Origin of the sequence: uncultured Brevundimonas sp. (assembly GCF_963977465.1) — a bacterium.
Classification (GTDB): Bacteria; Pseudomonadota; Alphaproteobacteria; order Caulobacterales; family Caulobacteraceae; genus Brevundimonas.
Genome location: NZ_CAXBOQ010000004.1, coordinates 92,648 through 106,976 on the forward strand (window position 1 = coordinate 92,648; position 14,329 = coordinate 106,976).

Here is a 14,329-nt window from a genome sequence, read left to right on the forward strand (position 1 = left end):
ATAAGCTCTAGCGATACCGACACGTTAAGTCGACCAGAGTGGAACATGCAGGTGGGCAATCCGCCCTCGTTCCAATGGAAACCCATGCCAACTTTCTGGAGCTGGATGGATACGTCCAATGGAGAAACCCGGCGTTGGACTGACCGCACAGGTGGATTCCATCACGTCGGAATTCGGGGCTGACTGTTTGACCCCGGTGACAACACCGGTGAAGGTGCGCATCACGCCTGTAGAGCCACGAAACGACGGACGCTGCAGTCCCGGTCCTGGTCGGGATGAACCTTTGCCGGGAGAAGACCTTGGATAGACGTCACTTCCTCACCGCATGCGGAATCGGAGCCGGTGGGCTGCTTATCCCGGGCTTCGCCGGCCGGGCCATCGCCGCCGAACAACTCGTGGAGATCATGGATGTCGCGACGAAGAAGCGGCTCGCCGACGCGGGGCTGAGCGCCGCGACCCAGGCCGGGGCCAGCTACTGCGATGTCAGGGTCGGCCGCTACATGCGGCAGTTCATCATGACCCGTGAGGCGAACGTCGAGAATGTCGTCAACACCGAGTCGAGCGGGACCGGTGTCCGGGTCATCGCCGACGGGGCCTGGGGTTTCGCCGCGACCAACATCCTGACAGCCGAGGCCGTCGCCGATACGGCCCGGCTGGCCACGGCCATCGCCAGGGCCAATGCGAAGAGCCAGACCAGCCCCGTGCAACTGGCTCCCGCCCCCGCCCTCGGCGAGCGGCGCTGGCAAACGCCGATCCAGCGCAATGCGATGGCGGTCCCGATCGAGGAGAAGATCAGTCTGTTGATGGGGGTCAACTCCGCGGCGACCGGCGCGGGGGCCAGTTTCGTCGCCTCGCGCATGTTCCTGGTCAATGAGCAGAAATATTTCGCCAGCACCGACGGATCCTACGTCGATCAGGACGTGCACCGCATCTGGGCCCCGTTCACGGTCACAGCGGTCGATCAGGGCTCGGGCAAGTTCCGGACCCGCGACGGCCTCTCGTCGCCGATGGGGATGGGCTACGAATATCTGGATGGCCATTCGAGCGACAAGACCGTCATGCCGAACGGCGTGGTCGTCTACGGTGCCTCCTACGACATGCGCGAGGACGCGATCGCCGCGACCGCCCAGGCTCGCGAAAAAATATCCGCCGCGTCGGTCGAGCCCGGCAAATACGATCTCGTCCTCGACCCCAGCCACCTCGGCCTCACCATCCACGAGTCCGTCGGCCACCCGCTCGAGCTGGATCGGGTGCTGGGCTATGAGGCCAACTATGCCGGCACCAGTTTCGCCACGCTGGACAAACGTGAGACCGGGTTCAAATACGGCAGCGACATCGTCAACATCATGGCAGACCGTACCCAGCCGGGCAGCCTCGGTGCCGTCGCCTATGACGACGAGGGCGTGGCTACCAAGAGCTGGCCCCTGATCCGCGACGGCGTACTGGTCGACTATCAGGCGACGCGCGACCAGGCCCACATCCTCGGCGATACGCAGTCAGCCGGATGTTCGTACGCGGACTCGTGGTCGACCATCCAGTTCCAGCGCATGCCCAATGTCTCACTTCAGCCCGGCAAGACGCCGATGACGGCCGCCGACATGATCGCCAATGTCGAGAACGGCATCTACATCCTGGGTCGCGGCTCCTATTCAATCGACCAGCAGCGCTACAATGCCCAGTTCGGCGGGCAGCTGTTCTACGAAATCAAGGACGGGGCGATCACCCGGCCGCTGGGCGATGTCGCCTATCAGATCCGGACCCCGGAGTTCTGGAACGCCTGCAGCGCGACGTGCGACGAGAGCGACTACCGGATGTTCGGCTCATTCTTCGACGGCAAGGGCCAGCCCAGTCAGGTCTCGGCCGTCAGCCACGGCTCATCAACCACCCGGTTCGACGGGATCAACGTCATCAACACGGCGCGGTCGTTGGGCTGATCAGGCCTGCGTCGGCGCGCGTCCGAGGCGCGAGCGCTCCAGTCCCCACAGCCCGGCGCTGGCGACAAGCCAGGCGATGAACCACGGCCACGGCGACCCGGGGATCTCCCGGGCCTCATGGATCGTCTCCGCCGGGCCGGGCCCGGCCTTGCCCAACATCAGTGTTGCATCACGGTCGCGCGCGGCCCGCACCCCGGCAAGGCGATCCACCGGATGGACGAAGAAAGGCCACACCTGTTCATCAATCCCGAGTCCGGTCTTGCGCAACAGATGCCAGCCGGACGCCACCGGCCAGTAGCCGGCGCAGCCCCCGGCTACGACCCGCACCGTCGCCAGCGTGCCGTCTGGCCGCTCGACCCGGGCGTCGCTGGTCAGGCCGCACAGGGCGACCCGGTCGCCGACCCAGGCCGGGCCGGAAAAGGCGGGCGCTACCCCCGCAACAGGACGCGATACGGCGGACAACATTGTACTCCACCAATCGCCATAGAGATCGGTCTTGCCGGTCAGGGTCAGGCCAAAGCTGTCGATCCCCGTGAACACGGCGACCCGCCCGCGCCCGATGGCCCGCCATGCGGACAGGGTCGCACCGCCGGCGTCGTGCAGCACCGGCACCGTTCCCTCGCCGCCCGGCGTGACGGTCAGGCGATTGATCGCGGGCAGGAAGTCATCACCGGCGTCCAGATCGGCGATGGCGTCCGGTTGGGGAATGCCTCGACGCGTCCGGGCGAGGTCGGCGTCCGTCGTGGCGGACAGGGCGATCGGTGCCACCCCGTCGCGACCGCTGACGGTGAAGCCCAGCGCCCGCCACTGAGCCAGCGCCCCGTCTTGCGGTGATCCGCCGGATCGCAGCACCAGGCCCAGACCGCCCCGCACGGCCCGGAGGACATCGGCCCGCTGGCCGCCCAGTCCTGCCCAGCTGCGATCGTCGATGATCGCGGCGTCGAAGGATCGCAGTGTTGCGACATTAATCGCGACCGGTGCGTCGCCAATCTGGACACCGCCACCGGCGCTGGCGCGAACCGTCACATCGAACCCGGCGTCGGTGGCCCATCGCCGCAGGTATTTGACCTCTGGCCCCGGTGCACCGGCCATGATCAGAAGCTTGGGCGAGGCCTGGCTCTCGATCTGCACCGGCACATCCGCCTGCTCGACTACCTGCCGACGGGCATCACGCACCCGGACGACGAAGGTCACCAACCCTGCCGAGCGCGCTGTGCCGGAGACGGTGAACCGGCCGTCATCGGCGACCTTCTGTGTGTCCGTTACCCGTCCGGCGGGATCGATCAGGTCGACCGTCGCGCCGGGCAGGCCCAACAGCTGTCCGCCGACCTTGAAACCGGCGGATGGCGCGGCCCGCCGTGGTGCAGTCAGTGAAACCAGACCCTGCGGCAGCGACGGCGGGTCGAACGCTATGGCGATCCCCTGCGCCGCGTCCCGGTCGCGGGCCGTCAAACCCCCGCCGAGAATGGTGATCTGCCGCGCGCCCGGATAGCGCCGCAAGGCGGTGCCCAGGTCCGGTGCGGGTTCCGCTCCGGCCAGGGCCGGGGCCTCGGGCAGGGCGATCAGCGTGGTGCCGGGTGTCCGGGTCGCCGTGCGGGGCGTACCCGCGGTCGCGACCACCAAATCCACCGAGGCCGTTCGCACGCCGGGTGGAAACAGGCAGAAGAACAGCAAGGCCGCCCAGACCGGCTGCAACCCCGCCAGCACGATCACGCGCCACAGGGCTCCGGTCGCCTCGCGCGGGGCCGACCGATGCCACAGGAACAACCGCACCCATGCCGCGACGACAGCACAGACCAGAACAACGGCCAGGATCAGCTTGGGCGTCATGGCGCGCCCCCTTCCAGCGCGCCGAGATAGCGCGCGCCGACCGGGTCGGCGGGTCGACGCCGGTCAAGGCTGGCGGGCGGTCTTTCCATTGCGGTCCACAACAGGGCGCGCAGTTTTTGACGGCAGGTGTCGCAGTCCGGATCGCGCCGCACGGCGTCCAGCGCCCCCGACAGCGCCAGCGAGTCCGGCAGGCGGTCGGCGTTGGATCGTATCCACCGCTCAAGCGCGTCGAATACCACCGGGCCGCGCACCGCCTCCGGTCCCTGACCCAGCGCGCGCCACGCCGCCGCAGCGGGGCCATCGGCGGCCTCGACCGGTGCGATCGGCAGGGTGCGACTGGCAATGCCCTCGCGTTCGCCGGTCATGCGTCGGGACGGATCGACCGGTGGCAGATTCGATCCCACCCGCGCCAGGAAGATGCGCGTCGCCTGCTGCACCTCCTTGATAAAGTTCAGGGCGCGATTGGCATGGGGCAGGGCCAGGTCCGGTCGGCCCTGTTTGAGCTGGAGTTCGGCCTGCCACATCGCGTCGACCGCCTGCCTCAGCAGTTCGCGCGTCTCGGGATCGAGGCTGGCGGCAGGAGAATCATCATGCGGATGGCCGAACTGGGCCAGCACATCTTCCGGTGAGCCGAACCCCGGCGAGGTCGTGCGCGGGGCGTGGCCATGACCGTCGTCGTCCGTATGCACCTCCACCGCATCACTGGTCGGCAGCTGGGGTGGAGCCGAGTTCTCGCCACCCAGGAATTCGCTGTATCGGCGGCGCAGTATCTCCTGGTCACCGCCGATGCCGGTGGAACGCGACATATAACGGTCTGACGTCAAACGTTGGCGCTGAACGATCAGGGCCTCGGCGTCGATGATGATCTGGCGCTGGCTGCGGAAATAGGCCGGCAGGGTGGTGTTGACCATCCCCTCCAGTCCCGCCCCCTGGGTGCGGCTGGCTGACGGCCAACGCAGGATCAGACTGGGACCGCGGACCTCCTGTGGGCCGGGGGCGCGGTTGTCCCGCACGATCAGCTGAACGACCAGATCGCCCCCCGCGGCAAAGCCCAGGGCCGCGAAATCCAGCCGCTGCGCGAACCGCCGGTCGCGTGCGGACCCGCGTCCCGTCACGCCGATCTCGCGTTCGGTGAAGGTGATGTTCTCGCCCTCCCCCATCGCCAGGGTGATGCGCAGCCGGGCATTAGCGGCGACGCCATAGTCGTCGCTGACGGCAAACCCCGGCGTCCAGCTGCGTTGGCCCGCGGTCACCGTGGTCAGGCTTTCGGTCGGCGACACGACCCGGACAACGGGCGGCGTATCGGCAATGGCGTCGATGCGATGCAACGGCGAGACCGGCCCCCGCCCCGACGCCGGATCGACGCGATACAGGAATGAGCTGTCCAGCACCCGGCTGGCGATCCAGTCGTCGCCCGACCGCCGCAAGGCCAGCTTCACCCCCGCCAGCGTCACCACGGCCGGGGCCTCGGCCTGTGGATCGAAACGCAGGGTCCACTCCAGCCGCGAGCCCAAAGGTGCCCGCGCATCCAGTCGCGGCTCGTCCCGCATCGGCAGGCCGGTATAGGCGGGCGGGAAGATGCGCAGGTTCTGCCCGACCAGACGCGGCACACCGGCGACCACCGGCGTCTGCTCGACGCTGGGGGCCAGGACGACGGGTCGATCTGCCGCGGACGGCCAGACGACGGCACCGGCGATGACGATACTTGCGACGAGCCACGCCGCCATGATCGGACGGCGCGACCAGTCCGCTCTCAGGGTCTCGGGCTTGCCGGTGTCCAGCCGGTTGAACAGCCGCGCCTGCTGGAGCTGCTGCAGATCGCCCAGGGTTTGGGGGTCCGCGAACAGCAGCTCGGCGCTGTCCTCCATGTCCGCACGGGAGCCGTCGAGCTTGCTGACGAGCCAATCCCGGTCGAGCCGCGCCGCCCGCCTATACGCCACGAACAGGCCAAGACCGGCCCCGACCACCAGCACGCCGGTCCCGATAGCCGGTCCCCCGCCCCGCCACGCCAGCGCCGTCAGCGCCAGCAGGGCCGGCACGAACAGCAGGGCGTCGTTCAGCAGCCCACGCCGCCGCGCCGGTCCGGTCCACGTCGCCAGCAGGGTCCCGGCCGTCATGGGCTCACCCCGCGCCGGCGACGCGTCGCCAGCCAGCGCTCACCCAACAGCACCAGGCCGATCAGCACCGCCAGCCACGGGCGAAGATCCCGGGGGGCCGGCTCGACGTGCCGTGCGCCGGTCGTGGGCGTATAGTCCACCGCGCTCACGCGCGTCGGCGCTGTCGCTGACGGTGCCAACACCGCCCGCAGGTGAACCGGAAAGTCGGCTTCGAGCAGCGCCGGCATCTCGGCCGGCACCAACCGCCGGCTGAACTGCATCAGACGCCCTGTACCCATCGGCGCGGCTTCGACCAGCGGACGGCCCAGCTCATCGCGCCAGACCACGACCCGGTCGACATCCTCCGGAAACAACGCCTTGGACCCGATCAGGGCTGTCCCGCCGCTCCCGACCCAGCGCAGCAGCGCCGGTGGCAGCGTGCCGGTGCCGAGCCAGATCAGCCGGCGCGTCACCGGCGGCAGGGCCGCGTCGATGCCGCCAACTTCCAGATCCGCATTGCCGCCGGCCGGCTGCCAGGCCAGCGCCGCGGCGCGCAGGTAACGCAGCCCGGCCGCCTGATCACTGTCATACCGGATCGACAGGGCCGGAACCGGAACCGGCCCTGCCCCCACGACAGGTGCAGCCCCGGGAACGACGCGCCACTCCACCCGGCGCGAGAGTCGGGGCCGCTCGGCATCCGCCCCGTCGATTACCTCGGCCACGACGACGACAAGCGGCGTGTCGGCCGGAAGATCGGCATCGAGCTGGCGCAGCAGGCTGGCGAGCGGCACCGCACCCACAGGTCCCGTCTCGCTTAATGCCGGAAAGCCGGGGGCCAGCCAGTGCGTTCGGCGGTAGTCGGCGACCGCCTCGTCTTCGATCGTGCCGGCCCGGGACAGGTCGACGCCCGGTGCGACGGCGACATAGGGCGCTGTCCCCGCCGCCCCGAACAGCACGGGTGCCGCCAGCCACAGCGCCAGCAGAATCAGCAGCAACAGTCGGGACGCCAGCAACAGCCGCTCGTCGAACTGCAGGCGCGACTTCGGACGTGGCTTCTGTCGCAGCCAGCGCAACGCGGCGAATTCGATCGGTTTTTCCTCAGTCCGCCGCGCGATATGGATCACCAGCGGTATCAGGATCGCCGCGAGCGCCACCAGTGCCCCAGGCAGCAGCAGGCCGGGCATCATGCGTATTCCGCCGCGTCATGAGCCCCGAACAGCCGTCTCAGCGGCTGGTCGATCGGCTGGTCGAGGACATGCTCGGTGTGGCGTACCCCCGCCCGGTCCAGCCGGGCGTGTAGCGCCGCCCGCGCCTCACCGAACCGGCGCAGGAATTCCGGGCGGAGCGCGGGACCGTCACCGATCAGTTCTTCACCGGTCTCCGGATCGCGGAAGCGATGGCCGCCACTGAATGTAAAATCCCGTTCACCCAGGGTCAGCATCTCGATCACGAGCACCTCGCGACCGGCGGCAGCCAGTTTTTCCACGAATTCCACGACGCCGGGATCGAAACAGTCGCTGAGCACGACGATCAGATCGCGGGCACCGATCCGTTCCCAGATCGGGGACAACTGGTCCTCCCGGGCGAAACCGCCACCCGCACGCAGCGGCAGCAGCTCGAGCAGCAGCCGGTCGCGCTGGCGAGTGCCTGTGGTCGGTGCCAACAACCGCAAACCCTGATCGTTGAGTGCAGCCCAGCCGAAGCGGTCACCCTGACCCAGGGCCAGCTCGGCCAAGCCCTGGGTCAGGGCCTTGGCCGCATCCAGTCGCGACCAGTCCGGCCGACCGCCGTCCGCCTGACCCATCGAGGCGCTGGTATCCATCAGGATCCACACTGAAACCGGGCTCTCCCGTTCGGCCTCACGCACGAAGAATTTGTCCGATCGGGCGTAGAGCTTCCAGTCGATCTGACGCGGTTCGTCGCCGCGTTCGTAGGCGCGATACTGGGCGAATTCGAGCCCGGCACCGCGACTGTGGCTCTGGTGCAGGCCGATGCCCTGTCCACCGACCGCCCGACGCGTGACGAGGCGCAGGCCTTTCAGCCGGCTTCGTACGTCAGGGGGCAGGAAGTCGATCATGGGCCAGACACACCGGCTCAGGCGTCGGGCATGGGCGTGGCGCGCACCAGGGCCGCGATGATGTCATCGGCGCTGCGCCCCTCGGCCTCGGCGGCGAACGACAGCAGCAGCCGGTGGCGCATGACTGGCCCGGCCAGCGCCATGATGTCCTCGCGCGTGGCCGCCAGGCGACCCTGCAACAGCGCCCGCGCCTTGGCTGCCAGAACCAGCGACTGCCCGGCGCGCGGACCCGCGCCCCATTTCACATATTTCCGGATGTCCTCAATCGCGCCGTCGCCCGGACGGCTGGCGCGCACCAGTGTGGTCACCCAGCGCAGCAGGGCCTCGCTGAAATGGACTTCACGCACCCGGGCCTGAAGCGCCAGGACTTCCTTGCCCTGCATGACCTGGGGCACGACACCGGATTTGGCCCCGGTGGTCTGAGCGATGATGTCGTGCTCTTCCTGGGCGGTCGGATAGTCGACGCGAATATGCAGCAGGAACCGGTCCAACTGGGCCTCCGGCAGCGGATAGGTACCCGCCTGCTCCAGCGGGTTCTGCGTCGCCAGCACGAAGAAGGGCGACGGCAGCACATGGGTCACGCCACCATAGCTGACGGTGCGTTCCTGCATCGCTTCCAGCAGCGCCGCCTGGGTCTTGGGCGGGGTTCGGTTCAGCTCGTCGGCCAACAGCAGGTTGGTGAACACGGGTCCCGGCTGAAAGCGGAAATGCCGATGGCCGGTGCCATGATCTTCCTCAAGCAGTTCCGTGCCCAGGATATCGCTGGGCATCAGGTCCGGCGTGAACTGGACGCGACGAAACTCCAGCTTCAGGGCCTCGCCGAGCGAGCGCACCAGCAGCGTCTTGCCCAGCCCCGGAACGCCTTCCAGCAGGCAGTGCCCGCCCGCCAGCAGGCCGATCAGCAGTTGCTCGACCACCTCCTCCTGCCCGACGATCGCCTGACCGATGGCGGCACGCAGGTCGCCCAGTCGCGCGATCTGCGCCTGGATATCGGCTTCGGAAACAACTTTGGTCATGGAATGTCCCGGGGCGGGGTAAGAACAGAGATGGCGGGCGGCAGGTCTACGACGACAGGGCGTACATCACGATATTGACCCCGAACCGGGTGTTGTCCACAGCCAGGAAGCGCTTGTTTCGCCAGTCATAATCCCACTCGCAGCCATAGTCTTTATTGCTGTAGAGCACGCCCAGCCGACCGTTGATCTCGATGCCCTTCAAATAGTCGTGCACCAGATCATCGCCCCAGCCATTGAGCTCCATCCCGGTATTGGGCGGTCCGTCGAAACGGAAAAAGCTGCGGTAGAGTGGGTGTGAGTCCGGCAGGGTCTTGAGTGCAGACGGCCCGAAAATGGCCCGCATCTGAGCCTCGAATGATCGGGCGAACAATCCGTCGATGTCGTGATTGCAGTCGTCGACGAACACGAACCCGCCGTTGCGGACATAGCGTTCGAAATTGCGCCGCTCCGCCGCCGAGAACTCGACCAGCTTATGCCCCGCCAGATAGCAAAATGGTGCGGTCAGCATCCGGGGGTCCGACAGGGCAATCACCCGCTCGGCCGGATCGACGCGCAGCGTCGTATAGTCGATCAGCGACGTGATCAGGTTCGACGGCATGCGCTGGTCGACATCCCAGTCGCCCGAGTCATAGCGCAGCCGGGTGAGCCAGAAATCGTAGCCGGCGGACGCCAAAACCCGGGACGGTCCCGCCAGCACCAGACTGGCCAGCCCGCCGGCACCCAGCCGAAGGAACTGCGAGCGGTTCATATATCCGGCCGGCCAGTCACCGTCAGACGGCGTCCGACAGCGAGGTGAAGGTGAAATCGCGGATCTTCATGGCCGGGAGCACCATGACATACCCCCCCTCATCGCTCTGCACGCGTACGGCCCGACCCAGATCCTCGACGTTGTTGAGCATGATCACCGGCGACTCATTGAAGCGGAAATTCTTGACCGGATGTTTGATCTGGCCGTTCTCGATATAGAAGGTCCCGTCGCGGGTCAGGCCGGTCAGCAGCACCGTTTGCGGGTCCACCATGCGAATGTACCAGGTCCGGGTGACAAGGATTCCGCGCTCGGTGGACCGGATCAGATCGGCCGTCGACTTGTCGCCGCCGGTCATGATCAGGTTGCCCGAACCCGCCAGCGCGGGCTTGCCCTGCTTTTGAGCCCAGTAGCGCGAATATTCGAGGCTCGAGATCCGACCGTTCTCGACAATCGGCCTTGCCGTGCGCGGCAGGCCGTCGCCATCCCACGGATAGACTGCGGCGTCGGGATGACCGGGGTCCGTATGGATGTTGACCTCCGGCCCGAACATCTGTTCGCCGATCCTGTTGCCGCCGCCCGGCTTCGACAGGAAGCTCCGGCCCTCGTCGGCGGACCGGGCGTCAAAGAAATTCATCATGAAGCCGACCAGTCCGGCGACCGCCGCGGGCTCGAGGATCACCGTGTATTTGCCGGGCTCCAGCGCCAGGGCCTCGGCGGAGGCGCTGGCCTTGCGCATGGCGATACGCACGTCGGCGTCGGCGTCGAAGGTGGAGACGTCCTGAACATTGTGTCCCACCCAACCCGATCCGCGACCGTCTTCGGTTCGGACCGTGCAGGTGTAATCCGCGCTGGTCGAGGTCTGATAACCGAAATTGCCCTTGCTGTTCATGAAGGCGACAAAGCCGGTCACGTCCTCCAGATAGCCGGCGGCGATCAGATTGGCCGCCTTGCAGGGGTCGATCGAATTGGTCGCCACCGCCGCGCGATCCTCCGGCGTGATCGCGGCCGTTGCGGCGCTGTACGTCGCGGTCGGCGTATAGGTCTGGGCCTCGACAGCCGGCATGAACTCCGGGTTCTCGGGAGCCAGCCGGGCCAGTTCCTCAGCCCGGCGCACCACCCGCTCCAGCGAGGCGTCGTCGAACTGGTTGATCGTCGCGGTGCCCATACGCTTGCCGAACGCCACCTGCACGGAAAGGCCGATATCGTCGACGATTCCGCTGGTGGACACATTGTTCAGGGCGAAGCGGATATTGCCCTGTGTCGATCCGTTTAGTTGGGCGGTGCACTCATCGGCGGTCGAGAAGGCCACCACCTTGGTGAGAATGGCTCGGGCCTGCGCTTCAGGAAGGATGCTCATGGTTCAGTCTCCTTGCACGATCAGCCGAGCGAACGAGCGGTGTTGATGACGTTGATGCCGTCGAAGCGCGCGGTGCTGGACCCGTGCGACACAGCGGATACCTGGGACGGCTGCCCCTTGCCGTCGAAGAACGATCCACCCAGCCGGTAGTCGCGTTCGTCGCAGATCGCAGAGCAGGCATTCCAGAACTCCGGGGTGCGAATCTGGTAGGCCACATCCTCAATCTGGTGAGTGATCGCCCCGTTCTTGATCTCGTAGAATAGCTGGCCGCCGAACTGGGCGTTGTAGCGCTGCTGGTCAATCGAGAACGAGCCGTCGCCCACGATGTAGATGCCGTCTTCGACGTCAGCGATCATATCGGCGACGCTGAGCGGTGCCTTGCCGGCCTCGAGTGAAACATTGGCCATGCGCTGGAACTGGACGCTGGACCAACTGTCCGCATAGCAGCATCCATCCGACGCCGCCTTGCCCTCGATGTGCGCCTGATCACGGATCGCCTGATAGCCGACCAGCTTGCCGTCGCGCACCAGGTCCCACTTCTTGGTGCCCACGCCCTCGTCATCATAGGCGACCGCGCCGAGGCTGCCCGGCTGCACCTTGTCGGCGATCAGGTTGACCTGATCACTGCCGTACTGGAAGCCGTCCCTCAGCTTGTCCATGGTCGCGAAACTGGTGCCCGCATAGTTGGCCTCGTAGCCCAGCACGCGGTCGAGCTCGAGGGGGTGGCCGACCGATTCATGGATGGTCAGCCAGGTGTGTGACGGGTCCAGGACAAGATCGTATTTGTTCGGCTGGACCGAGGGGGCCGACAGCTTGGCCCGCGCCTGATGGGCGGCAGCCATCGCATCCTCCTTCATATCGTAGGAGTTGCCGTACACGACGACGCCGTTCGGCAGCGTGGTCTTGCCGGAAGCCGCCCCGTCCAGATATTCGAACCCAAGACCCATCGGCGAGGAGAGACCCTCGCGATTGCGGAACTTGCCGGTCGCCTGGTCCACCACGGTCACGTTCAGGGAGGGCCAGATGCGATGCACGTCCTGGTCAATGTAGGACCCGTCGGTACTGGCGAAATATTTCTGCTCGTTGACGAGGAACAGCATCGACTGGACGAAGCTGGCTCCCGCGCCGGTCGCGGCGGCGTTGACGCCCATCAGGAGCTCGACCTTCTCCCCGATCGGCACTTCCATCGCGTTCTTCACGATCGGCGTGCGCCAGGTCACCTCGCCCACGCCGGTCACCGGGGCCAGCTGGACGGGTGCGGTCAACGCCTTGGCATTGGCCTTGGCAATAATGACGGCCTGGCGCGCCGCCTCGGCCACGGCGTCGTTGGTCATCACATTCGTTGCGGCAAAGCCCCAGGCCCCGTCCGCGATCACACGGACGCCGACGCCGGTCGACTCCGTATTGACGATGTTCTGGACACTGGCTTCGCGCGTGATGACGAACTGCCGCAGATAACGGCCGACCCGGACGTCGCAATAGCTGGCACCAACCTGGGTCGCCGCGGTCATCGCCGCATCGGCGAGCGCCTTCTTGATCCGGACGTCCAGCGAGGAAACGAGATCCTCGGCCGCGATCACCTTGCCGGCGAACATGGACGGGATAACAAGCCCCCCCACACCCATTGCGCCGAGAGACAGGAAGTTTCGTCTGTGCACGCTCGCCTCCATCTGCGGAATCCGCAGGGCAGGTTTGAAAGGATTGGATGGTCTGTCCGACCCCCTTCGCGAACCCGGACGAACCATCATTGCCGCGCTCGCGCCGGAGGTCAAACGCCGATGACGCTTCGCTGCATCTATGGTTGATGATGCGTACAGCGGGTTCGCTGGCAGGCGGCCGGATTCAGGGCCGGGCGCTATCCGGCGAACAGATTCCGCTGATCCGGTCCGCGGTGTTCAGCGACGACGTCCGCTACTGATTGCTGCAGTATCCGCGGGACTCGCACGACGAAACTCCCGCGTTCCGGACGCTCGCCGTCCTGGCCGATCTTACCAGCGCAGCAGGAAGCGTCCGACGCCGGCACCGATCGCTCCGGCTGCGAGAATACCCAGGCTGTACCAGCTGGCCAGAAAGGACACTGAGGCTTCCGGACAGAACAGGCCGTAGGCGCTGCCCGCCACTGCGCCGGCGACCAGGCCGGCCACGAATCCCGCCATCGTCGGCCGTAGCGGAGCCAGCCGTCGCGCGGCGATGAAGATGAAGGGTGTCGCCACCAGACTGATGGCGGCAACCCGAAGGGTGCACGACCGCCATGACTGTCCCAGCCAGGCATCCATCCGGGCAGGACCCGTTAGCGCGGACTGCTCGGCGACGACCGCAATCAGGATCACCGCTACGGTGACGGCCAGTCCGACGAGCGGCAGACGCAACGGAGCTCCCGGTTGACCCAGCCTGAGCAGAAGCAGGGCACCGAAGCCGGCAATCGACAGAGTATAGGCCTGACGCATCAGGAAGCTGGCGTCGTCAACCAGGGTGACCAGATCAGACCTGAATCCGAGCGTCAGCCAGACCACGACGGCGGCGGCGGACAGCGCCATGCCGGTGCAGCAGGCGACGCGCAATCCCGCGCGCCCGGGCGGAACGCGCCGGGCGTCGCAGGCCAGGGCCTCTATAAGATCGTCAGTGTTCACGATCACCCACCCGTTTCATCAAGGCTTTCATGGCGCGATGCAGACTGACCTTGGCGGCCCCCTCCGTCATCCCGGCGCGCTTGCCGGCCTCGGCGAGGCTGAAACCAGACAACCGGACGTCCTCGATCAGGGCACGCTGGCGCGCCGGGGCCGTATCAAGCAGTCGGTCAAGGTCATGGCGCACCGCGCCGTCCTCGACGCCATCGCTCGCCATCACGAGGTCATCGACGAGCGGCACCAGCTTGGCGCGCCCGGACTTGCGCAGGTGGTCGATCAGCTTGTAGCGCGCGATCGTGAAACACCAGGGCGTCACCGGATCGGCGCGCCGCCAGGTTTCTCTCTTCGTGTGAATGGCCAGAAGCGCGTCTTGCACCAGATCCTCGACATCGGCGTCGCCATGAAACTGACGGCGGTTGAAATAGGCGTGCAGCGCCGGGCGCAACAGCATCAGAAACTCGCGCCACGCCCGGGACTCTCCGTCGAGTCCGGCGATCATGAGCGGCTTCAGCCGTGCTTCCAGCGCCTTCACACAGCCCCCTATTCGGACGTCTGGCCAATTCGTTACAGCCTGCGCCCCCGCATGGATCGCCCCGGCTGTAACCAATGAGGCAGCCGGGCGAATAGGTCTGACCCACGCCTCG

General features: G+C 66.9%; 11 protein-coding genes. 1 reads left to right on the forward strand and 10 read right to left on the reverse strand.

Features of this window, described 5'->3' with window-relative positions:
* Positions 1 to 299 precede the first annotated feature (299 nt).
* Positions 300 to 1,934, forward strand: coding sequence for a TldD/PmbA family protein (locus tag AAC067_RS09590; protein ID WP_339931910.1), 1,635 nt, complete (start codon positions 300 to 302; stop codon positions 1,932 to 1,934).
* Here AAC067_RS09590 and AAC067_RS09595 read toward each other — a convergent pair whose 3' ends face one another.
* The 10 genes from AAC067_RS09595 to AAC067_RS09640 form a co-directional block, all read right to left on the reverse strand.
* Positions 1,935 to 3,764, reverse strand: a complete 1,830-nt coding sequence (locus tag AAC067_RS09595) for a hypothetical protein (RefSeq protein WP_339931912.1) — start codon at positions 3,762 to 3,764, stop codon at positions 1,935 to 1,937. It abuts the gene before it with no gap.
* Complete coding sequence (locus AAC067_RS09600) at positions 3,761 to 5,881, reverse strand: DUF4175 family protein (RefSeq protein WP_339931914.1); 2,121 nt, start codon at positions 5,879 to 5,881, stop codon at positions 3,761 to 3,763. Before AAC067_RS09600 ends, AAC067_RS09595 begins: the two co-directional genes overlap by 4 nt.
* Positions 5,878 to 7,047, reverse strand: coding sequence for a BatA domain-containing protein (locus AAC067_RS09605; RefSeq protein WP_339931916.1), 1,170 nt, complete (start codon positions 7,045 to 7,047; stop codon positions 5,878 to 5,880). Before AAC067_RS09605 ends, AAC067_RS09600 begins: the two co-directional genes overlap by 4 nt.
* Positions 7,044 to 7,937 (reverse strand): DUF58 domain-containing protein, encoded by an 894-nt coding sequence (locus AAC067_RS09610; RefSeq protein ID WP_339931918.1) that lies wholly within the window; start codon positions 7,935 to 7,937, stop codon positions 7,044 to 7,046. The genes AAC067_RS09605 and AAC067_RS09610 overlap by 4 nt, the downstream gene beginning before the upstream one ends.
* 17 nt (positions 7,938 to 7,954) lie before the next feature.
* On the reverse strand, positions 7,955 to 8,953 hold the full coding sequence (locus AAC067_RS09615; RefSeq protein ID WP_339931920.1) for a MoxR family ATPase: 999 nt from the start codon (positions 8,951 to 8,953) through the stop codon (positions 7,955 to 7,957).
* A gap of 46 nt (positions 8,954 to 8,999) precedes the next feature.
* Entirely contained in the window at positions 9,000 to 9,701 is a 702-nt protein-coding gene (locus AAC067_RS09620) for a DUF4159 domain-containing protein (protein WP_339931922.1), read from the reverse strand.
* 22 nt (positions 9,702 to 9,723) lie between these two features.
* Positions 9,724 to 11,058: a TldD/PmbA family protein gene (locus AAC067_RS09625; protein WP_339931924.1), complete on the reverse strand. Its 1,335-nt coding sequence runs from the start codon at positions 11,056 to 11,058 to the stop codon at positions 9,724 to 9,726.
* A gap of 20 nt (positions 11,059 to 11,078) precedes the next feature.
* Positions 11,079 to 12,653 carry a TldD/PmbA family protein gene (locus AAC067_RS09630; RefSeq protein WP_339931926.1) on the reverse strand — a complete coding sequence of 525 codons (1,575 nt, stop codon included), beginning with the start codon at positions 12,651 to 12,653 and terminating at the stop codon, positions 11,079 to 11,081.
* Between the two features lie 393 nt (positions 12,654 to 13,046).
* On the reverse strand, positions 13,047 to 13,688 hold the full coding sequence (locus AAC067_RS09635) for a DUF1109 domain-containing protein (protein WP_339931928.1): 642 nt from the start codon (positions 13,686 to 13,688) through the stop codon (positions 13,047 to 13,049).
* Positions 13,678 to 14,217 carry a sigma-70 family RNA polymerase sigma factor gene (locus AAC067_RS09640; protein WP_339931930.1) on the reverse strand — a complete coding sequence of 180 codons (540 nt, stop codon included), beginning with the start codon at positions 14,215 to 14,217 and terminating at the stop codon, positions 13,678 to 13,680. Before AAC067_RS09640 ends, AAC067_RS09635 begins: the two co-directional genes overlap by 11 nt.
* Between the last annotated feature and the right edge of the window lie 112 nt (positions 14,218 to 14,329).

Coding starts and splice junctions, on each gene's coding strand:
- AAC067_RS09605 (WP_339931916.1), bottom strand. CDS start 7,047: ATGATGCCCGGCCTGCTGCTGCCTGGGGCACTGGTGGCGCTCGCGGCG.
- AAC067_RS09600 (WP_339931914.1), bottom strand. CDS start 5,881: ATGACGGCCGGGACCCTGCTGGCGACGTGGACCGGACCGGCGCGGCGG.
- AAC067_RS09615 (WP_339931920.1), bottom strand. CDS start 8,953: ATGACCAAAGTTGTTTCCGAAGCCGATATCCAGGCGCAGATCGCGCGA.
- AAC067_RS09595 (WP_339931912.1), bottom strand. CDS start 3,764: ATGACGCCCAAGCTGATCCTGGCCGTTGTTCTGGTCTGTGCTGTCGTC.
- AAC067_RS09625 (WP_339931924.1), bottom strand. CDS start 11,058: ATGAGCATCCTTCCTGAAGCGCAGGCCCGAGCCATTCTCACCAAGGTG.
- AAC067_RS09630 (WP_339931926.1), bottom strand. CDS start 12,653: ATGTTCGCCGGCAAGGTGATCGCGGCCGAGGATCTCGTTTCCTCGCTG.
- AAC067_RS09620 (WP_339931922.1), bottom strand. CDS start 9,701: ATGAACCGCTCGCAGTTCCTTCGGCTGGGTGCCGGCGGGCTGGCCAGT.
- AAC067_RS09610 (WP_339931918.1), bottom strand. CDS start 7,937: ATGATCGACTTCCTGCCCCCTGACGTACGAAGCCGGCTGAAAGGCCTG.